The following is a 21,072-nucleotide window of genomic DNA, read 5'->3' as shown; positions in this document are numbered from 1 at the left end:
TGGTTCGGGGCGTTTTTTTTGCCCGCGATTTAATGAACACCGCCAAATCCTGTGAGAGCCGGGCTTGCCCGGCTCTCACAGGGATGGTGGCGCCCGAAGAAAACATTGATCCAGAGCGGTATCGCCGTCAGAAAAATCCGCTAAAAAGGTCGCCTTCACTACTTGCTGTAGCGCATATAAAAGGCAACTTCCCGGCCCCAACCCGGATAACCAGATTAAAAACCACCGCAAACAATATTGATTATCATTCAGGCGCAACTATGTTCGTTACATTCCCTACAAAACAATATTGATGAAAACCCGGCTAATGCCCGCAACGCATGGGCTGGGGGACTTTGGAGGTGCGCTATGTCCTTATTCCTGTAAATAATTTCGCTATAGGAATTTTACTTGCTGAGTGTTGTGCCATAAAATCAGCGGGATTGATTGCTGCGACATATCGTCACTGCTTTGTTTCTTTTCAAGCTCAGAGACCTTTGCTCTCTGTTAAGGATTACCAGCATGCCCGAAGCGACAGGACTCATGGCCCACAACTGGGGCTTTGCCATTTTCCTTCTGGGCGTTGTCGGCCTCTGCGCCTTCATGCTCGGCGTCTCCAGCCTCCTCGGGTCAAAAGCCTGGGGCCGCAGCAAAAACGAACCGTTCGAATCCGGCATGCTGCCTACAGGTGGCGCCCGTCTGCGGCTCTCAGCCAAATTCTATCTGGTCGCGATGCTCTTCGTGATCTTCGATATCGAAGCCCTCTTTCTCTTTGCATGGTCTGTGTCCGTCCGCGAAAGCGGCTGGACCGGATTCGTCGAAGCTCTCGTTTTCATAGCAATTCTGTTGGCAGGCCTTGTCTACCTATTCCGAGTGGGCGCCCTTGACTGGGCTCCGGAAGCTCGTCGTAAGCGGCAAGCGAAGCTGAAACAATGAGGCTTTGGCAATGCAATACAATCTCACCAGGATCGACCCCGATGCTCCTAACGAGCAGTATCCGATTGGCGAACGGGAAACCGTTTCCGATCCGTTAGAAGATCAAGTCCACAAAAACATCTTCATGGGCAAGCTCGAAGACGTGCTTAACGGCACGATCAACTGGGGGCGCAAGAACTCCCTGTGGCCGTATAACTTCGGTCTTTCGTGCTGCTACGTGGAAATGACCACCGCCTTCACGGCGCCCCACGACATCGCGCGCTTTGGCGCCGAGGTTATCCGGGCATCGCCGCGCCAGGCGGATTTCATGGTTATCGCCGGTACCTGCTTCATCAAGATGGCGCCGATCATTCAGCGTCTCTACGAGCAAATGCTCGAACCTAAATGGGTTATCTCCATGGGTTCGTGCGCCAACTCCGGTGGCATGTACGACATCTACTCTGTCGTTCAAGGGGTGGACAAGTTCCTGCCCGTGGACGTCTACGTGCCTGGCTGCCCGCCCCGTCCTGAAGCGTTCCTGCAAGGCTTGATGCTCTTGCAAGAGTCGATTGGACAGGAGCGTCGTCCGCTTTCCTGGGTCGTTGGGGATCAAGGCGTCTACCGCGCCGAGATGCCTTCCGAGAAGGAAAAGCGCCGCGAACAGCGAATCGCAGTCACCAACCTGCGCAGCCCCGACGAAGTCTGATCCAGATCTGCTTCTTTAATAGAACGCGACACTGGCTTCATTCTTTACGTTGACCGAAAGCGATAAATAACCATGACTACAGGCAGTGCTCTGTACATCCCGCCTTATAAGGCAGACGACCAGGATGTGGTCGTCGAACTGAACAACCGTTTTGGCGCGGACGCGTTCACCGCCCAGCCGACCCGCACCGGCATGCCGGTGCTGTGGGTTGCGCGCGCCAAACTCGTCGAAGTCCTGACCTTCCTGCGTAACCTGCCCAAGCCGTACGTCATGCTCTATGACCTGCACGGCGTGGACGAGCGTCTGCGCACCAAGCGTCAAGGACTGCCAAGCGGCGCCGACTTCACTGTGTTCTATCACTTGATGTCGATCGAACGTAATAGTGACGTGATGATCAAGGTCGCCTTGTCCGAGAGCGACCTCAACGTGCCGACCGTGACCGGTCTGTGGCCGAACGCCAACTGGTACGAGCGTGAAGTGTGGGACATGTACGGCATCAACTTTGCCGGTCACCCGCACCTGACCCGCATCATGATGCCGCCGACCTGGGAAGGTCACCCGCTGCGCAAGGACTTCCCGGCCCGTGCCACCGAGTTCGATCCGTTCACCCTGAACCTGGCCAAGCAACAGCTTGAGGAAGAAGCCGCGCGCTTCAAGCCTGAAGACTGGGGCATGAAGCGTTCCGGTGCGAACGAGGACTACATGTTCCTCAACCTCGGCCCCAACCACCCTTCCGCGCACGGTGCGTTCCGCATCATCCTGCAGCTGGACGGTGAAGAAATCGTCGACTGCGTACCAGACGTTGGCTACCACCACCGTGGTGCCGAGAAGATGGCTGAACGTCAGTCCTGGCACAGTTTCATCCCGTACACCGACCGTATCGACTACCTCGGCGGCGTGATGAACAACCTGCCGTACGTGCTCTCGGTCGAGAAGCTGGCCGGCATCAAAGTGCCTGAGAAGGTCGACGTCATCCGCATCATGATGGCCGAGTTCTTCCGGATCACCAGCCACCTGCTGTTCCTGGGGACCTACATCCAGGACGTCGGCGCCATGACCCCGGTGTTCTTCACGTTCACCGACCGTCAAAAGGCGTACACGGTGATCGAAGCCATTACCGGTTTCCGTCTGCACCCGGCCTGGTACCGCATCGGTGGCGTCGCCCACGACCTGCCGCGCGGCTGGGAAAAACTGGTGAAAGACTTCGTCGAGTGGATGCCAAAGCGTCTGGACGAATACCAGAAAGCCGCCCTGGACAACAGCATCCTGCGTGGCCGGACCATCGGCGTCGCCGCCTATAACACCAAAGAGGCCCTGGAATGGGGCGTCACCGGTGCCGGCCTGCGTTCGACCGGTTGCGACTTCGACCTGCGTAAGGCACGTCCATACTCCGGTTACGAAAACTTCGAATTCGAAGTGCCGCTGGCCGCCAATGGCGATGCCTACGATCGTTGCATCGTGCGCGTCGAAGAAATGCGCCAGAGCATCAAGATCATCGAGCAGTGCATGCGCAACATGCCGGAAGGCCCGTACAAGGCGGATCACCCGCTGACCACGCCGCCGCCGAAAGAGCGCACGCTGCAGCACATCGAGACCCTGATCACGCACTTCCTGCAAGTTTCGTGGGGCCCGGTCATGCCGGCCAACGAATCCTTCCAGATGATCGAAGCGACCAAGGGCATCAACAGTTATTACCTGACGAGCGATGGCGGCACCATGAGCTACCGCACCCGGATTCGTACCCCAAGCTTCCCGCACCTGCAGCAGATCCCTTCGGTGATCAAAGGCAGCATGGTCGCGGACTTGATTGCGTACCTGGGTAGTATCGATTTCGTTATGGCCGACGTGGACCGCTAAGCATGAATAGCACGCTTATCCAGACAGACCGTTTCACCTTGAGTGAAACCGAGCGCTCGGCCATCGAGCACGAGTTGCATCACTACGAAGACCCGCGCGCGGCGTCGATCGAAGCCTTGAAGATCGTCCAGAAGGAACGTGGCTGGGTGCCGGACGGCGCTCTGTACGCCATCGGCGAGATCCTCGGCATCCCGGCGAGCGACGTTGAAGGCGTGGCTACTTTCTATAGCCAGATCTTCCGTCAGCCCGTGGGCCGTCACATCATTCGCGTTTGCGACAGCATGGTCTGCTACATCGGTGGTCACGAATCCGTGGTCAGCGAAATCCAGAGCAAGCTGGGCATCGGCCTGGGTCAGACCACCGCCGACGGTCGTTTCACCCTGCTGCCGGTCTGCTGCCTCGGCAACTGCGACAAGGCGCCGGCGTTGATGATCGACGACGACACTTTCGGTGATGTGCAGCCTGCCGGCGTTGCCAAATTGCTCGAGGGCTACGTATGACCCTGACTTCCTTCGGTCCTGCCAACCGCATCAAGCGTTCGGCCGAGACTCACCCGCTGACCTGGCGTCTGCGTGACGACGGCGAAGCCGTGTGGCTCGACGAGTACCAGGCCAAGAACGGTTACGCCGCTGCGCGCAAGGCCTTCGCCGACATGGCTCAGGACGATATCGTCCAGACCGTGAAAGATTCCGGCTTGAAAGGTCGCGGCGGTGCAGGCTTCCCCACGGGCGTTAAGTGGGGCCTGATGCCCAAAGACGAATCCATCAACATCCGCTACCTGCTGTGCAACGCGGACGAGATGGAGCCGAACACCTGGAAAGACCGCATGCTGATGGAGCAACTGCCCCATCTGCTGATCGAAGGCATGCTGATCAGTGCTCGCGCGCTGAAAACCTACCGTGGCTACATCTTCCTGCGTGGCGAGTACACCACTGCCGCCAAGCACCTCAACCGTGCCGTGGAAGAAGCCAAGGCAGCCGGCCTTTTGGGCAAGAACATTCTCGGCAGCGGCTTCGATTTCGAACTGTTCGTCCACACCGGCGCCGGGCGTTACATCTGCGGTGAAGAAACCGCACTGATCAACTCCCTCGAAGGCCGCCGCGCCAACCCGCGTTCCAAGCCGCCCTTCCCTGCCGCCGTTGGCGTGTGGGGCAAGCCGACCTGCGTGAACAACGTTGAAACCCTGTGCAACGTGCCGGCGATCATTGCCGACGGCGTGGACTGGTACAAATCGTTGTCCCGTGAAGGCAGTGAAGACATGGGCACCAAGCTCATGGGCTTCTCCGGCAAGGTCAAGAACCCGGGCCTGTGGGAACTGCCATTCGGCGTCACCGGTCGTGAGTTGTTCGAAGACTACGCCGGCGGCATGCGCGACGGCTTCAAGCTCAAGTGCTGGCAGCCTGGCGGCGCCGGTACCGGTTTCCTGTTGCCGGAACACCTGGACGCACAAATGTACGCCGGCGGCATCGCCAAGGTGGGCACCCGTATGGGTACCGGCCTGGCCATGGCGGTGGACGACAGCGTCAACATGGTGTCCCTGCTGCGCAACATGGAAGAGTTCTTCTCCCGTGAGTCGTGCGGTTTCTGCACCCCGTGCCGTGACGGTTTGCCGTGGAGCGTCAAGCTCCTGCGTGCGATCGAGAACGGTGAAGGGCAAGCCGGCGATATCGAGACCCTGCTGGGTCTGGTCGGTTTCCTCGGCCCTGGCAAGACCTTCTGTGCTCACGCACCGGGCGCCGTGGAGCCGTTGGGCAGCGCAATCAAATACTTCCGCCATGAGTTCGAAGCCGGCATCGCGCCTGTCAGCGCCGTCGTCCCGCCTCTGGCAAGGCCGATCGTAGTCGGCGCGTAAACGCTTAAAAAGGCGAAGGGTCCGTGCCCTTCGCCTTCTCGTTCGATGACGCCTTTTATGGGCTGTTTGGATTCGGACGAATAACAAGATTCCATTAGCCACGCCCGCTGACACCGGGCCAACGAAGAACTTTGAACCATGGCCACTATCCACGTAGACGGCAAAGAGCTCGAAGTCGATGGGGCAGACAACCTGTTACAGGCATGTCTGTCGCTAGGCCTCGATATCCCTTATTTCTGCTGGCACCCAGCCCTTGGCAGCGTTGGCGCTTGCCGCCAGTGCGCGGTCAAGCAGTACACCGACGAGAACGACAAGCGTGGTCGTATCGTCATGTCGTGCATGACGCCGGCGACCGACGGCAGCTGGATCTCCATCGACGACGAAGAAGCGAAAGTGTTTCGCGCCAGCGTCGTTGAATGGCTGATGACCAACCACCCTCACGACTGCCCGGTCTGTGAAGAAGGCGGTCACTGCCACCTGCAAGACATGACGGTAATGACCGGCCACAACGAACGCCGTTACCGCTTCACCAAGCGTACCCACCAGAACCAGCAACTGGGCCCGTTCATTTCCCACGAAATGAACCGCTGCATCGCTTGCTACCGCTGCGTACGCTTCTATAAGGATTACGCCGGCGGCACCGACCTCGGTGTGTTCGGCGCCCATGACAACGTGTACTTCGGTCGCGTTGAAGACGGCACCCTCGAAAGCGAGTTCTCCGGCAACCTCACCGAGGTCTGCCCGACCGGTGTGTTCACCGACAAGACTCACTCCGAGCGCTACAACCGCAAGTGGGACATGCAGTTCTCGCCGAGCATCTGCCATGGCTGCTCCAGCGGTTGCAACATCTCCCCGGGCGAGCGCTACGGTGAACTGCGTCGTATCGAAAACCGTTTCAACGGTTCGGTCAACCAGTACTTCCTGTGCGACCGTGGCCGTTTCGGCTATGGCTACGTCAACCGCGAAGACCGTCCGCGTCAGCCTCTGCTGGCCAACGGCGCCAAGCTGAGCCTCGACGAAGCGCTGGACAAAGCCGCAGACCTGCTGCGCGGTCGCAACATCGTCGGTATCGGTTCGCCGCGTGCCAGCCTTGAAAGCAACTACGCGTTGCGCGAACTGGTCGGCGCCGAGCACTTCTACTCCGGTATCGAAGCGGCCGAGCTGGAGCGCATTCGTCTGGTCATGCAGGTGCTCAAAGACAGCCCGCTGCCGATCCCGAACATGCGCGACATCGAAGACCATGACGCGATTTTCGTCCTCGGCGAAGACCTGACCCAGACTGCAGCGCGTATGGCGTTGTCCCTGCGTCAATCGGTCAAAGGCAAAGCCGAAGACATGGCCGATGCCATGCGCGTTCAGCCTTGGCTCGACGCCGCCGTGAAGAACATCGGTCAGCACGCGCTGAACCCGCTGTTCATCGCCAGCCTGGCTGAAACCAAGCTCGACGACGTCGCCGAAGAATGCGTTCACGCAGCACCGGACGACCTGGCCCGCATCGGTTTCGCCGTGGCTCACGCCCTCGACGCCAGCGCTCCAGCCGTTGAAGGCCTGGACGCTGAAGCCCTCGAACTGGCCAAGCGCATCGCCGACGCCCTGCTCGCGGCCAAGCGCCCATTGATCATTGCCGGCACCTCGTTGGGTTCCAAGGCGCTGATCGAAGCGGCGGCAAACATCGCCAAGGCCTTGAAGCTGCGCGAGAAGAACGGTTCCATCAGCCTGATCGTGCCAGAGGCCAACAGCCTCGGCCTGGCCATGCTCGGTGGCGACTCGGTCGACGCCGCACTGCAAGCAGTCATCGACGGCAAGGCCGACGCCATCGTCGTGCTGGAAAACGATCTGTACACCCGTACCGACAAAGCCAAGGTTGATGCCGCCCTGACCGCCGCGAAAGTGGTGATCGTTGCCGACCATCAAAAAACCGCCACCAGCGATCGCGCGCACCTGGTTCTGCCAGCCGCCAGCTTCGCTGAAGGCGACGGTACCCTGGTCAGCCAGGAAGGCCGCGCCCAGCGCTTCTTCCAGGTCTTTGATCCGAAGTACATGGACGCGAGCATCCTGGTTCACGAAGGCTGGCGCTGGCTGCATGCCCTGCGCGCGACCCTGCTGAACCAGCCGATCGACTGGACCCAGCTGGACCACGTCACCGCTGCCGTCGCCTCGAGCACGCCGCAACTGGCGCGCATCGTTGATGCCGCACCGTCCGCCGCGTTCCGCATCAAGGGCATGAAACTGGCCCGCGAACCGCTGCGTTATTCCGGTCGTACCGCCATGCGTGCTGACATCAGCGTGCACGAACCGCGTACCCCGCAAGACATCGACACCGCGTTCAACTTCTCGATGGAAGGTTACTCGGGCTCGGTCGAACCGCGTCAGCAAGTGCCATTCGCCTGGTCTCCGGGCTGGAACTCGCCGCAAGCCTGGAACAAGTTCCAGGACGAAGTCGGTGGTCACATCCGCGCTGGCGACCCGGGCACCCGCCTGATCGAAAGCACCGGTGACTCGCTGAACTGGTTCGCCGCTGTGCCGCGTGCGTTCAATCCGGCTCCGGGCACCTGGCAGGTTGTGCCGTTCTTCCACCTGCTGGGCAGCGAAGAGACCTCGTCCAAAGCCGCGCCGGTTCAGGAACGCATCCCGGCCGCTTACGTTGCCTTGGCCAAGTCCGAAGCCGATCGCCTGGGTGTCAATGACGGTGCCATGCTCAGCTTGAACGTGGCTGGCCAGACCCTGCGTCTGCCACTGCGCATCAACGAAGAACTGGGTGCCGGTCTGGTTGCATTGCCTGCGGGCATCGCCGGCATTCCGCCAGCGATCTTTGGCAAATCCGTTGACGGTCTGCAGGAGGCAGCGCAATGACTTGGTTCACTCCTGAAGTGATCGACGTGATCATCGCAGTCATTCAGGCCATCGTGATTCTGCTCGCCGTAGTGGTGTGCGGCGCGCTGCTCAGCTGGGTCGAGCGTCGTTTGCTCGCCCTCTGGCAGGACCGTTACGGTCCGAACCGCGTCGGCCCGTTCGGCGCGTTCCAGATCGCGGCCGACATGATCAAGATGTTCTTCAAGGAAGACTGGACCCCGCCGTTCGCCGACAAGATGATCTTCACGTTGGCACCGGTCGTGGCCATGAGCGCCCTGCTGATTGCCTTCGCGATCATCCCGATCACCCCGACCTGGGGTGTGGCGGACCTGAACATCGGCATCCTGTTCTTCTTCGCCATGGCCGGTCTGTCGGTGTACGCGGTGTTGTTCGCCGGTTGGTCGAGTAACAACAAGTTCGCCCTGTTGGGCAGCTTGCGGGCTTCGGCACAAACCGTGTCGTACGAAGTGTTCATGGGCCTGTCGCTGATGGGCATCGTGATCCAGGTCGGCTCGTTCAACATGCGCGACATCGTTGATTACCAGGCCCAGCACCTGTGGTTCATCATTCCGCAGATCTTCGGCTTCCTGACCTTCTTCATCGCTGGCGTCGCCGTGACTCACCGTCACCCGTTCGACCAGCCGGAAGCGGAACAGGAACTGGCAGACGGTTACCACATTGAATACGCCGGCATGAAATGGGGCATGTTCTTCGTCGGTGAGTACATCGGCATCGTGTTGATTTCGGCGCTGCTGGTGACCTTGTTCTTCGGTGGCTGGCACGGTCCGTTCGATATCCTGCCGCAGATCCCGTTCATCTGGTTTGCACTGAAAACCGCGTTCTTCATCATGATCTTCATCCTGCTGCGCGCTTCGATTCCGCGCCCACGGTATGACCAAGTGATGGATTTCAGCTGGAAGTTCTGCCTGCCGCTGACCCTCGTCAACATGCTGGTGACCGCTGCGATCGTGTTGCTCAACACGCCCGCCGTCGCGGCTCAGTGAGGATAGAGAATCATGAAGTACATATTTGACATCGTGCATGGCTTCTTCACCCAGCTTCGCAGCCTGGTGATGATCTTCGGCCACGCCTTCCGCAAGCGCGACACGCTGCAGTACCCGGAAGAAGCCGTGTACCTGCCGCCGCGCTACCGTGGCCGTATCGTCCTGACCCGCGACCCTGATGGCGAAGAGCGCTGTGTAGCCTGCAACCTGTGTGCCGTGGCGTGCCCGGTGGGTTGCATCTCGCTGCAGAAAGCTGAAACCGAAGACGGTCGCTGGTACCCGGACTTCTTCCGCATCAACTTCTCGCGCTGCATCTTTTGCGGCCTCTGCGAGGAAGCCTGCCCGACCACCGCAATCCAGCTGACACCGGATTTCGAGATGGCCGAGTTCAAACGTCAGGACCTGGTGTACGAGAAAGAAGATCTGCTGATCTCCGGCCCCGGCAAAAACCCTGATTACAACTTCTATCGTGTTGCAGGCATGGCGATTGCCGGGAAGCCGAAAGGCTCCGCGCAGAACGAAGCCCAGCCGATCAACGTGAAGAGCTTGCTGCCTTAAGGAAGAAAGATGGAATTCGCTTTCTATTTCGCATCGGGTATCGCTGTGGTGTCCACGCTTCGCGTGATCACCAACACCAACCCTGTGCACGCCCTGCTCTACCTGATCATTTCGCTGATCGCCGTGGCCATGACGTTCTTCGCCCTCGGCGCACCGTTTGCCGGTGTCCTGGAAGTGATCGCCTACGCTGGCGCCATCATGGTGCTGTTCGTGTTCGTGGTGATGATGCTGAACCTTGGCCCGGCCTCGGTTCAGCAAGAGCGCGTCTGGCTCAAGCCCGGTATCTGGCTCGGCCCGGTCGCCCTCGGCACCCTGCTGCTGGTTGAACTGCTGTACGTACTGTTCAGCCATTCCAGCGGCCAGGCCATCGGCCACACCACTGTAGACGCCAAGGCCGTGGGCATCAGCCTGTTCGGTCCGTACCTGCTGGTGGTTGAACTCGCCTCGATGCTGCTGCTCGCTGCAGCCGTCACGGCGTTCCACTTGGGCCGCAACGAAGCCAAGGAGCAATGACGATGCCTGCTATCCCTATGGAGCATGGTCTGGCGGTCGCCGGCATCCTGTTCTGCCTCGGTCTGGTCGGCCTGATGGTCCGCCGCAACATCCTTTTCGTGCTGATGAGCCTGGAGGTCATGATGAATGCCTCCGCACTGGCGTTCATCGTTGCCGGTAGCCGCTGGGCGCAGCCGGATGGACAGATCATGTTCATCCTGGTGATCAGCCTGGCAGCCGCCGAGGCCAGTATTGGCCTGGCGATTCTGTTGCAGCTGTATCGCCGCTTCCACACTCTCGATATCGACGCTGCCAGCGAGATGCGCGGATGAATCTTCTCTATCTGACTTTCGTATTCCCTCTCATAGGTTTCCTGCTGCTGGCGTTCTCACGCGGCCGCTTCTCGGAAAACCTGTCGGCGCTGATCGGCGTCGGTTCCATCGGTCTGTCGGCCATCGTCACGGCTTACGTGATCTGGCAATTCAACGTCGCCCCGCCTGAGGGCGGTCACTACACCCAGGTGTTGTGGCAGTGGATGGCGGTTGAAGGCTTTACGCCGAACTTCGCGCTGTACCTGGATGGCCTGTCGGTCACCATGCTCGGTGTGGTCGTCGGCGTCGGCTTCCTGATCCACCTGTTCGCGTCCTGGTACATGCGCGGTGAAGCCGGTTACTCGCGCTTCTTCGCCTACACCAACCTGTTTATCGCCAGCATGCTGTTCCTGGTCCTGGGCGATAACCTGTTGTTCCTGTACTTCGGCTGGGAAGGCGTGGGCCTGTGCTCGTACCTGTTGATCGGTTTCTACTACAGCAACCGCAACAACGGTAACGCGGCACTCAAAGCCTTTATCGTCACCCGCATCGGCGACGTGTTCATGGCCATCGGCCTGTTCATCCTGTTCCAACAGTTGGGCACGCTGAACATCCAGGAGTTGCTGGTCAAGGCACCTGAGCACTTCAAGGTCGGCGACTTCTGGATCGTTCTGGCGACCCTGATGCTGCTGGGCGGCGCTGTCGGTAAATCCGCGCAACTGCCGCTGCAAACCTGGCTGGCGGATGCGATGGCCGGTCCTACTCCGGTTTCGGCACTGATCCACGCCGCAACCATGGTGACCGCTGGTGTTTACCTGATCGCCCGTACCCACGGCCTGTTTGCGTTGGCGCCGGACATCCTGCACCTCGTCGGCATCGTCGGCGGCGTGACCCTGGTGCTCGCCGGTTTCGCGGCACTGGTGCAGACCGACATCAAACGTATCCTCGCCTACTCGACCATGAGCCAGATCGGCTACATGTTCCTGGCGCTGGGCGTTGGCGCATGGGAAGGCGCGATCTTCCACCTGATGACCCACGCCTTCTTCAAGGCGCTGCTGTTCCTTGCCTCCGGTGCGGTGATCGTTGCGTGCCACCACGAGCAGAACATCTTCAAGATGGGCGGCCTGTGGAAGAAACTGCCGCTGGCCTACACCAGCTTCATCGTCGGCGGCGCGGCACTGTCTGCCCTGCCACTGGTCACCGCCGGTTTCTACTCCAAGGATGAAATCCTCTGGGAAGCGTTCGCCAGCGGCAACCACGGTCTGCTGTACGCAGGTCTGGTCGGCGCATTCATGACCTCGCTGTACACCTTCCGCCTGATCTTCATCGCGTTCCACGGTGAAGCGAAGACCGAAGCGCATGCGGGTCACGGTATCGCTCACTGGCTGCCACTGTCGGTGCTGATCGTGCTGTCGACCTTCGTCGGCGCCATGATCGTTCCGCCGCTGCACGGTGTGCTGCCCGAAAGCGTCGGCCATGCCGGCGGCGAAGCCAAGCACAGCCTGGAAATCGCCTCGGGCGCTATCGCCCTGGCCGGTATCCTGCTGGCCGCGCTGCTGTTCCTCGGCAAGCGTCGTTTCGTCACTGCTATCGCCAACAGCGGCATCGGCCGCTTCCTTTCGGCCTGGTGGTTCGCTGCCTGGGGCTTCGACTGGATCTACGACAAACTGTTCGTCAAGCCATACCTTGCGATCAGCCACGTACTGCGCAGAGACCCGCTCGACCAGACCATCGGTCTGATCCCGCGTATGGCCAAAGGCGGCCACACCGCCCTGAGCCGTACCGAAACCGGTCAACTGCGTTGGTACGCAGCCTCGATGGCAGCCGGCTCCGTGCTGGTCATCGGCGCCATCGTGCTGGTAGCGGTCTGAATATGAACCTTGCGAACTTGCGAAAGGAATTGAGCCCGTCATGATTCTGCCTTGGCTAATCCTGATCCCCTTCATCGGCGGCCTGCTGTGCTGGATGGGTGAGCGCTTCGGCGCCACCCTCCCCCGCTGGATTGCGCTGTTGACCATGACCCTGGAACTCGCACTCGGCCTCTGGCTGTGGGCCCACGGTAACTATTCATTTGCTCCGGCGCCTGGCGCCGATCCGACCTGGGCGCTTGAGTTCAAGCACATCTGGATCCAGCGTTTCGGCATCAGCGTGCACCTGGCCCTCGACGGCCTGTCGCTGCTGATGATCCTGCTGACCGGTCTGCTGGGTATCCTCTCGGTCCTTTGCTCGTGGAAAGAGATTCAACGTCACGTTGGCTTCTTCCACCTGAACCTGATGTGGATCCTGGGCGGTGTCGTCGGCGTGTTCCTCGCCCTCGACCTGTTCATGTTCTTCTTCTTCTGGGAAATGATGCTGGTGCCGATGTACTTCCTCATCGCGCTCTGGGGTCACAGTTCTTCGGACGGCAAGAAAACCCGGATCTACGCGGCGACCAAGTTCTTCATCTTCACTCAGGCGTCCGGCCTGATCATGTTGGTGGCGATCCTGGGTCTGGTGCTGGTCAACTTCAACAACACCGGCGTGATTACCTTCAACTACGCCGACCTGTTGAAGACCAAGATGTCGATGACCACCGAGTACATCCTGATGCTCGGTTTCTTCATCGCCTTCGCGGTGAAGCTGCCGGTCGTACCGTTCCACTCGTGGTTGCCTGACGCTCACGCCCAGGCGCCAACCGCAGGTTCGGTCGACCTGGCCGGTATCTTGTTGAAGACGGCGGCTTACGGCCTGTTGCGTTTCGCCCTGCCGCTGTTCCCGAATGCCTCGGCCGAGTTCGCGCCGATTGCCATGACCCTGGGTCTGATCGGGATTTTCTACGGTGCGTTCCTGGCCTTCGCCCAGACCGACATCAAGCGTCTGATCGCCTACTCCTCCGTTTCCCACATGGGCTTCGTGTTGATCGGCATCTATTCCGGCAGCCAACTGGCGCTGCAGGGCGCGGTGATGCAGATGCTGGCACACGGTCTGTCGGCGGCGGCACTCTTTATCCTGAGCGGTCAGTTGTACGAGCGCACCCACACCCGCGACATGCGTGAAATGGGTGGCCTGTGGTCGAAGATTGCTTACCTGCCGGCCATCAGCCTGTTCTTCGCTGCGGCGTCCCTGGGCTTGCCGGGTACCGGTAACTTCGTCGGTGAGTTCCTGATCCTGATCGGCACCTTCGCCGCTGCGCCGTGGATCACCGCGATCGCAACGTCGGGCCTGGTGTTCGGTTCGGTCTACTCGCTGATCATGATCCACCGTGCCTACTTCGGCCCGTCCAAGTCGGACGCGGTGTTGCATGGCATGGATGGTCGCGAACTGATCATGGTGGTCGGTCTGGCGGCGCTGCTGATTTACATCGGCGTGTACCCGCAACCGTTCCTCGATACCTCTGCCGCGACGATGCATGGCGTGCAGCAGTGGCTCGGCTCCGCCTTCACTCAACTCGCTTCGGCCCGGTAAGAGCGCTATGGAATTCACGACTCAACACTTTATCGCGCTAGCGCCGTTGTTGATCACCAGCGCCACGATCATCGTGGTGATGCTGGCGATTGCCTGGCGCCGCAACCACTCGCAGACCTTCCTGATTTCCGTGGCGGGCCTGAACCTGGCGTTGCTGTCGATCCTGCCAGCCCTGAAAGTCGCGCCATTGGCCGTGACCCCGTTGCTGCAAATCGATAGCTTTGCCTGCTTGTACATGGCGCTGATCCTGGTCGCCACCCTCGCTTGTGTGACCCTCGCCCACGCCTACCTCGGCGATGGCGGTTCGGGTTACCCGGGCAACCGCGAAGAACTGTACCTGCTGATCCTGATGTCCGCCGCCGGCGGCCTGGTTCTGGTCAGCGCGCAACATCTGGCCGGGTTGTTCATCGGTCTGGAACTGTTGTCGGTGCCGGTCTACGGTCTGGTGGCCTACGCCTTCTTCAACAAGCGTTCGCTGGAAGCCGGTATCAAGTACATGGTGCTGTCGGCCGCCGGTTCTGCGTTCCTGTTGTTCGGCATGGCACTGCTGTACGCCGATTCGGGCAGCCTGAGCTTCGTCGGTATCGGCCAGGCGCTGGCCGCCACTGGCCTGCCAAGCTCGCTGGCGCAACTGGGCCTGGGCATGATGCTGATCGGTCTGGCGTTCAAGCTGTCGCTGGTACCGTTCCACCTCTGGACACCGGACGTGTACGAAGGTGCTCCGGCACCGGTGGCCGCGTTCCTGGCAACCGCTTCCAAAGTCGCGGTGTTCGCGGTAATGGTGCGTCTGTTCCAGATCTCCCCAGCGGCAAGCAGCGGTGTGCTGAGCGACGTACTGACCATCATCGCCATCGCGTCGATCCTGTTCGGTAACCTGTTGGCACTGACCCAGAGCAACCTCAAGCGTCTGCTGGGTTACTCGTCCATCGCCCACTTCGGCTACCTGCTGATCGCCCTGGTCGCGAGCAAGGGTCTGGCCGTGGAAGCCATCGGCGTGTACCTGGTCACCTACGTGATCACCAGCCTCGGCGCGTTCGGCGTGATCACCCTGATGTCCTCGCCGTACAACGGCCGTGACGCAGACGCGCTGTACGAATACCGCGGCCTGTTCTGGCGCCGTCCGTACCTGACCGCCGTACTGACCGTGATGATGCTGTCCCTGGCCGGTATCCCGCTGACCGCGGGCTTCATCGGCAAGTTCTACATCATCGCCACCGGTGTCGAATCGCATCAATGGTGGCTGGTCGGTTCCCTGGTACTGGGCAGCGCCATCGGCGTGTTCTACTACCTGCGTGTGATGGTCACTTTGTACCTGATCGAGCCGAACCTGCGTCGCCACGATGCGCAACTGCACTGGGAACAACGTGCAGGCGGCGTGATGCTGCTGGCTATCGCGCTGGTCGCGTTCTTCCTCGGCGTTTACCCGCAGCCATTGCTGGTCCTGGTTCAACAGGCCGGCTTGGCGGGTTGATCGCTTAAGCGACACTCGGTCGAAAACAGAAACGGCACCTTCGGGTGCCGTTTTTGCGTTTGTGGGATTTGGTATGGCGGCCCCCCAAATACGCTTTTGTGCGGGTAGCAAATGCCTTTCCGGTTGAGCTTGATGGGTAGCACCTTTACGGCTGTCCGAAGAGACTTCAAACACGATAGGAAAAGTCTCTACGCGCCTCCAGAAAAAATTGCTAATCCGTTAATTATTGCGATTTACCGTACTAAACGAGCTGAACTATCTCTCATGCCATTCGACCCAATTGCGGACGCGAATGCATCATCAACCCGGGCTCTACCCCTATTTACGAATCACAATCGTCAATCGCCGATTGATGTGCACTTATTTCATTACAGCGACAATAACAACACTGAAACTTTCAGTCATTTTTGACCGATCAATTTCTAACTCATACAGTTGCTTCGTGCTTGATTTGGCACACTCACCAACCAACAACAAAGAGAGTCTAAACATGGGTTATCTCGTAAGCTGGAACGCCAACAAAGTCATCGACCTTGAACAACAGGACGCCCCTACTGCAGAGCAAATTGAAGAACTGCAACTGACCGAGACTGAACAGGCCGAGCTGGAAGCCGTTTAAAAAAACGGGGGGGTAATGCCCCCCCGTTTTTCAAGGGAGTCAACCATGGACAGTTTCACACCTGCAGAACGAGACCTCACCCTTGCGCAGGCCGAACAGCGGATTTACGCCGAACTGGCGAGTCTGGGACTTCGCGCCGAGCCCCGCGTATTAGGCCAACAAATCGTCGCGGTGCAGGTCTGTGCCAGTTCCGGCAACCCGCGCGGCATCGCCCGGGGGGCGGGCAAGGGTTATCAGCCTCACGCCCATGTTGGAGCACTTTACGAAACACTGGAGCATTATTTAAGCGATCATTTCAATACGTCCGATATTGATTGCATCGCCCCGTGTTATTTTGCCGAGTCTGAATTATTTATCGATGACACCGTCCTTTCCCCCCTGATCGAACAAAACAACGTATTGACAGCCTGCAGAACTTATTCGGATGTTTTCAAACAAACTTCATTCTATTACCCGGTTGCTTTATGCACTCCCGACTATTCATCCAACCCACTGAAACAAGACACAACACACTACGGTGTGTTGCGACGTTACGCCTCTAACAGTGGAACAGCCATTGGCGCCAGTTACAACGAAGCCGTCTTGCATGCCACCAATGAATGCATCGAACGCGATGCGGTCTCGTTGTTTCTGCTGGAGCATTTTTACTACGAAAACCAGCCAGCGCTGCGCCGGGTCGCTCGAGTGACGGATGACGAAGAACTGGGCCGATTATGGCGAGATGCCGAATCGGAGATCGGAGCAGAAATCGCCCTGGTCGACATCAGCACCGAATTCCTGCCACACACGTTCCTGGCGTTCTCTACCAAACCTGGCACCCACCCCAACGTGTTTGGGAGCGGTTGCTCAATCAGCCCCCGGCATGGCGCGTGGCGGGCGTTGACCGAACTCGTCCAGCTGCATCACACCGCCTCGGAGCCAGAACTGCAGTATTTCCTGAGTAACGCACAAAGGCACCTGAGCAAATTTCCGCGCCTGCTTCGCTGCCTGCAATTCGATCTGTCTCCACTGCTGAGTCTGTGCGAGCAACTCACGGTTCAATTACCCGACGCAGTCAATGAGCGCCCGTTGGCGGAGCAAATCAACTTGCTGGCCAACGACCTGCAGCGGCATGGGCGCACGCTCGGGGTAACCCAGCTGCATCAGACCCAACTGGGGACCACGCTGGTGAATGTGGTCATTCCGGGGCTGGAACGGTTTTTCGTGATATCCAGTGGCAATGTGGTGATCCCGCAGGCACGCGGACGGCGCCTGCAAAAACATCAGGAAGTGGCAGCATGACCCCTGCCTTTCGTCGAGAGCGCCACCTCACTCATGCCTTCGCCCATCGCAAAGCAATGCCAGACGAACTCGATGTCCACATCGAACCCTTCGGCCCGGGCCTGCATCATTTGTTCGTTTTGCGCGTGAACGGCAACGATTGGGTAGGTCGCAAAGTCCTGCAACACCGCGACACTGACGGCTGGCACATCAGCAGCCTGCTCAAGCCCTGGATGCTGCTCGGGCCGTTGGCTGAATGGCAGTGGGGCAATCAAGGCGCAGTGATCTATTTCCGTGCGGTGTCTTTGCAGGAGAAGGAAACGGCGTTCACCAACGCAGTGGCGCAACCTGACGGCGAAGTGCGTTTCCCGTTTCCGGCCATGGATGACAGGGGTGTTGAATCGGTATGCCCGCCCGATTATTGGCAGTGCAACGAGTCACTCGCCACACAGTTGAATGCCGACGAAACACATTTTCGCGAGCATTGCGCAAACCTGCTCAAGACCCTGTCGGATCCGGGAGCAGTGATCCTTGATCCGGCGTGTTCGACGGGCGAATTCATCGCTCATCTGGCCACCGAACTCCCGGACCGTCAGTGTCTGGGCTCTGATCGCTCAGCGTCGATGATTGAACATGCCAAGACGCGTCACGGCACGTCACCCGTCCGGTTCTACTGTGCCGACGCCGGCGACGTCGCAACAGCCGGCATCACATGCGATGTACTGATACTGCGTTTCCTCAATGCCGAAGTGATGACGCGCGAGGACGCGCAGAAAGCGTTCCACGATTTGGCGGCATGCGTTAAGCCGGGCGGCACCCTTCTTCTTTTCGGCCATACACCGGTGCTGATCGCCGTGCCTTACATGGCGCAGTTGCTCAAGCTTGAGCTGATGTCCTGCGTTGCGGCCCGTCCAGGCCACACGGAACTGTTTCAGTTCTACCGGCTGAGGATGCCCCTCTGATGATCAGAAACGGCTACTACCCGACAGACGACGGCCATCATCTCTATTGGGAGCGATACGGTACGCCAGGTGGCGAACCGATATTTTTTCTGCATGGCGGACCGGGTGGTCGCAGCAACCGCCATCACCTGGAGTTTTTCGATGAGCGTTGTTTCGACATCATTCTGTTCGACCAGCGTGGCTGCGGACGCTCCCTTCCCCAAGGCGAACTCCAGTACAACAATACCTGGCTTTGTGTCCAAGACATCGAAGCCCTGCGCCAGCACCTGGGCTTCGAGAAAATCAGCCTGCTCGGCGTCTCCTGGGGAAGCTGGCTGGCCATCCAGTACCAACAACGCCATCCCGAGGCTGTTCTGAAAACCACGTTGGTCTCTGTGTTCGTGCCGTTTGCGGCCAATGTAGGTGCCTACGATAAAGCCTTGAGCGACGGCTTGTCGGCAATGCCTCATGGAACCTGCGCCGCCAGTGCGGAGGCGATCTACCAAGCCCTGATTAACGACTGTTCAACACAGCAGCGTCATGCGGCGCTTCACTGGTTGGGGGCGGCATTGCATTTGAATGGACAATCGATGCCCCCTGGCGCACTCGAAGATTTCGTTGACGACGACGCCGTGCGCGGCATCCGCCTGGAATTGCACTACCACGTTAACCGGTACTTCTTCAGCGTGGATGACGAAAACCTTTCGCTCAACGCCGACACCCTGGTGATACAAGGCATCAAAGACACCTTCGGCCTGTTCAGCCTGCGCTGGTTGCGCGAGCGCCAGCCCATTCACTGCCGCCTCCTACGCGCCGGGCACAACGCTTTCGAGTTGCCGGTACTAAAAACCGTGCGTCTGTCGTTGAAACGCGCGTATGCGCAGGCGACTCCGACATGACGAAATTGTAATGCCCTCATCACCTTCGCGTTATCCGCAGCTTGCAACGATGTGACCCGGCGACTATGCCGGCGGGCCGATGCCCGCCGAACAATAAAACCCACGCCGAAGCACGTTCCCGTTCTGCCGAACCCAAGGAGTGATTGATGGTTAACAATAAAAAAATGTCGATGGCCGCGTTGGCTGTAGTGGTCGGCTCAGGGCCGTCCATGGTCCTGGCGGAAGATAAGGCCGAGGGGTTTATCGAAGGCAGCAGCCTGACGGTGCTCAACCGCAACTTCTACTTCAATCGTGATTACCGTCATGGCCAGTCGAGCCCTACCGGCAATGGATATTCCGAGGCCTGGGCCCAAGCCATCATCAGCAAGTTCGAGTCCGGGTTTACTCAAGGCTCCGTCGGGGTCGGCGTTGATGCGTTTGCCATGATTGGCCTGAAGCTCGATACCGGTGACGGCCGCAACGGTGGCCGCAGTTCGTTCGACGTGCTGCCGGTCAACAGTGAAGGCGAAGCGCGGGATGAATACACCAAGGTCGGAGGCGCAGCCAAAATCCGGGCCTTCGATACGGTAGTCAAGGTCGGTGATGTGTTCCCTGCCGCCCCGGTCGTCGCGGCAGGTGATTCACGATTGCTGCCGGAAAGCTTTCGCGGCGTCACGGCGACCAACACCAGCCTCGAGGGATTGTCGGTTCAGGGCGGACGCCTGCATGCGATGAGTCAACCGGTGTCCAGTGACATGCGCGAAAACTTCGCGACGTTTTACGCCGGCCCGGTCAATTCGCCGTGGATCGCTTACGGCGGCGGCGATTATGCGCTGAACAAGAACCTCAGCTTCAGCCTGTATTCGAGCCGCCTCAAGGATGCCTGGAATCAGTATTACGCCGGCACCGCGTGGACGTATCCGCTATCGGACGACCTGTCGTTGTTTGGCGGCCTCAACTATTACAAGGCAGTCGATGAAGGCAAGCAGTTGCTCGGCCGGTTCGACAACAACATCTGGAGCGGCCGGGTCGGCGTGAAACTTGGTGCGCATTCCGTGGCGTTGTCGCACCAGCGCAACAACGGCAATGACGACTTTGACTACCTGCGCCAGTCCGACTCGATCTTCCTCGACAACTCCATCCAGTACAGCGACTTCAACTCGCCCAAAGAACGTTCGTGGATGGTGCGTTACGACCTCGACATGACGACCTACGGCGTACCGGGATTGTCGTTCATGACCCGCTACGCCCGTGGCACCGACGCCGACTATTCCAACGCCAACGCCGTGTACATGCGCCGCGATGCCGACGGTAATCCACTCACCGACCAGAAGCGCTGGGAACGCGACATCGAAGTCAAATACGTGGTGCAGACCGGCTCGCTGAAAGACCTGTCGCTGCGCCTGCGCCAGGCCAATACCCGCGCCACTGCATATGAATCGGATCTGGATGAAGTGCGGGTGATTATCGAGTACCCGTTGGCGATTCTCTGACTTTACGGGTTATAGGCATTCACCTTTAGAAGCTCCTGGCTCCTTTGGTAAGAGGTGAATTTTTTGGCGTCCTTTGGGGCGCCTTTTTTTTGCGCCCGGATTTGGCGGGTTCATCCAGCCTCTTCATTGACTGACCCAACGCTATCGCGGGCAAGCCCGGCTCCCACAGGTTTTGCGGTGTATGCAGAGTCAGCAGGCAGCCCAAAAATACTGTGGGAGCGAGACTGCTCGCGATGAGGCCGGCTCATCCAGCCTCTTCATCGACTGACCCACTGCTATCGCGAGCAGGCTCACTCCAACAGGGGGTCAGCGGTGAATAGCCGACCGGATCAATGTTATCCAGTGCTTTGTTCACCGCCAGTTCGCCGAGCATGACGCCCTGCGCAATTCCCTGCAGCGTCCTGCGGTGGGTGCCTTCCACAACCTTAAACATCGCGAA

18 protein-coding genes and 1 pseudogene are annotated in these 21,072 nt (G+C 59.4%); 18 read left to right on the top strand and 1 reads right to left on the bottom strand.

Annotated features, from left to right (window positions below):
* Positions 1-501 precede the first annotated feature (501 nt).
* From AB4N43_RS27315 to AB4N43_RS27230, 18 genes are all read left to right on the top strand, one after another.
* Positions 502-915 (top strand): NADH-quinone oxidoreductase subunit A, encoded by a 414-nt coding sequence (locus tag AB4N43_RS27315; protein ID WP_003223812.1) that lies wholly within the window; start codon positions 502-504, stop codon positions 913-915.
* Positions 916-925: 10 nt separating this feature from the next.
* A complete protein-coding gene (locus AB4N43_RS27310) occupies positions 926-1,600 on the top strand; it encodes a NuoB/complex I 20 kDa subunit family protein (RefSeq protein WP_007946424.1) in 675 nt (224 codons plus the stop codon).
* A gap of 72 nt (positions 1,601-1,672) precedes the next feature.
* Positions 1,673-3,457 carry an NADH-quinone oxidoreductase subunit C/D gene (gene nuoC, locus AB4N43_RS27305; RefSeq protein WP_027925112.1) on the top strand — a complete coding sequence of 595 codons (1,785 nt, stop codon included), beginning with the start codon at positions 1,673-1,675 and terminating at the stop codon, positions 3,455-3,457.
* 2 nt (positions 3,458-3,459) lie between these two features.
* Positions 3,460-3,957 carry an NADH-quinone oxidoreductase subunit NuoE gene (gene nuoE, locus AB4N43_RS27300; RefSeq protein ID WP_008020715.1) on the top strand — a complete coding sequence of 166 codons (498 nt, stop codon included), beginning with the start codon at positions 3,460-3,462 and terminating at the stop codon, positions 3,955-3,957.
* The gene (nuoF, locus tag AB4N43_RS27295) at positions 3,954-5,309 is read left to right on the top strand and encodes an NADH-quinone oxidoreductase subunit NuoF (protein ID WP_059182581.1); all 1,356 of its coding nucleotides are present in this window, start codon (positions 3,954-3,956) and stop codon (positions 5,307-5,309) included. Before nuoE ends, nuoF begins: the two co-directional genes overlap by 4 nt.
* Positions 5,310-5,447: 138 nt before the next feature.
* On the top strand, positions 5,448-8,162 hold the full coding sequence (gene nuoG, locus AB4N43_RS27290; protein ID WP_059182580.1) for an NADH-quinone oxidoreductase subunit NuoG: 2,715 nt from the start codon (positions 5,448-5,450) through the stop codon (positions 8,160-8,162).
* Entirely contained in the window at positions 8,159-9,166 is a 1,008-nt protein-coding gene (nuoH, locus tag AB4N43_RS27285; RefSeq protein ID WP_027925109.1) for an NADH-quinone oxidoreductase subunit NuoH, read from the top strand. The genes nuoG and nuoH overlap by 4 nt, the downstream gene beginning before the upstream one ends.
* A 12-nt stretch (positions 9,167-9,178) precedes the next feature.
* The gene (gene nuoI, locus AB4N43_RS27280) at positions 9,179-9,724 is read left to right on the top strand and encodes an NADH-quinone oxidoreductase subunit NuoI (RefSeq protein ID WP_007946418.1); all 546 of its coding nucleotides are present in this window, start codon (positions 9,179-9,181) and stop codon (positions 9,722-9,724) included.
* A gap of 9 nt (positions 9,725-9,733) precedes the next feature.
* The gene (nuoJ, locus tag AB4N43_RS27275) at positions 9,734-10,237 is read left to right on the top strand and encodes an NADH-quinone oxidoreductase subunit J (RefSeq protein ID WP_027925107.1); all 504 of its coding nucleotides are present in this window, start codon (positions 9,734-9,736) and stop codon (positions 10,235-10,237) included.
* A 2-nt stretch (positions 10,238-10,239) separates the two neighbouring features.
* Positions 10,240-10,548 (top strand): NADH-quinone oxidoreductase subunit NuoK, encoded by a 309-nt coding sequence (gene nuoK / locus AB4N43_RS27270; protein WP_007946416.1) that lies wholly within the window; start codon positions 10,240-10,242, stop codon positions 10,546-10,548.
* Positions 10,545-12,398 (top strand): NADH-quinone oxidoreductase subunit L, encoded by a 1,854-nt coding sequence (gene nuoL / locus AB4N43_RS27265; RefSeq protein WP_027925106.1) that lies wholly within the window; start codon positions 10,545-10,547, stop codon positions 12,396-12,398. Before nuoK ends, nuoL begins: the two co-directional genes overlap by 4 nt.
* A 40-nt stretch (positions 12,399-12,438) precedes the next feature.
* On the top strand, positions 12,439-13,971 hold the full coding sequence (nuoM, locus tag AB4N43_RS27260; protein WP_027925105.1) for an NADH-quinone oxidoreductase subunit M: 1,533 nt from the start codon (positions 12,439-12,441) through the stop codon (positions 13,969-13,971).
* A gap of 7 nt (positions 13,972-13,978) precedes the next feature.
* Positions 13,979-15,442, top strand: a complete 1,464-nt coding sequence (gene nuoN, locus AB4N43_RS27255; RefSeq protein WP_027925104.1) for an NADH-quinone oxidoreductase subunit NuoN — start codon at positions 13,979-13,981, stop codon at positions 15,440-15,442.
* Between the two features lie 490 nt (positions 15,443-15,932).
* Positions 15,933-16,061 carry a hypothetical protein gene (locus tag AB4N43_RS27250; RefSeq protein ID WP_256218451.1) on the top strand — a complete coding sequence of 43 codons (129 nt, stop codon included), beginning with the start codon at positions 15,933-15,935 and terminating at the stop codon, positions 16,059-16,061.
* Between the two features lie 45 nt (positions 16,062-16,106).
* The gene (locus tag AB4N43_RS27245; RefSeq protein WP_059182579.1) at positions 16,107-17,342 is read left to right on the top strand and encodes a YcaO-like family protein; all 1,236 of its coding nucleotides are present in this window, start codon (positions 16,107-16,109) and stop codon (positions 17,340-17,342) included.
* Positions 17,339-18,283, top strand: a complete 945-nt coding sequence (locus tag AB4N43_RS27240; protein WP_460152308.1) for a class I SAM-dependent methyltransferase — start codon at positions 17,339-17,341, stop codon at positions 18,281-18,283. Before AB4N43_RS27245 ends, AB4N43_RS27240 begins: the two co-directional genes overlap by 4 nt.
* Positions 18,283-19,161: an alpha/beta fold hydrolase gene (locus AB4N43_RS27235; RefSeq protein ID WP_460152306.1), complete on the top strand. Its 879-nt coding sequence runs from the start codon at positions 18,283-18,285 to the stop codon at positions 19,159-19,161. The genes AB4N43_RS27240 and AB4N43_RS27235 overlap by 1 nt, the downstream gene beginning before the upstream one ends.
* A gap of 146 nt (positions 19,162-19,307) precedes the next feature.
* On the top strand, positions 19,308-20,633 hold the full coding sequence (locus tag AB4N43_RS27230) for an OprD family porin (protein WP_059182576.1): 1,326 nt from the start codon (positions 19,308-19,310) through the stop codon (positions 20,631-20,633).
* 325 nt (positions 20,634-20,958) lie between these two features.
* Here AB4N43_RS27230 and AB4N43_RS27225 read toward each other — a convergent pair.
* Positions 20,959-21,057 (bottom strand): annotated as a pseudogene (locus AB4N43_RS27225) (DUF6124 family protein); the annotation flags it as partial.
* Between the last annotated feature and the right edge of the window lie 15 nt (positions 21,058-21,072).

This window comes from Pseudomonas sp. S2_B07, assembly GCF_054668435.1.
Note: the sequence above shows the minus strand (reverse complement) of the source record. Positions and strands in the feature narration are given on the sequence as shown.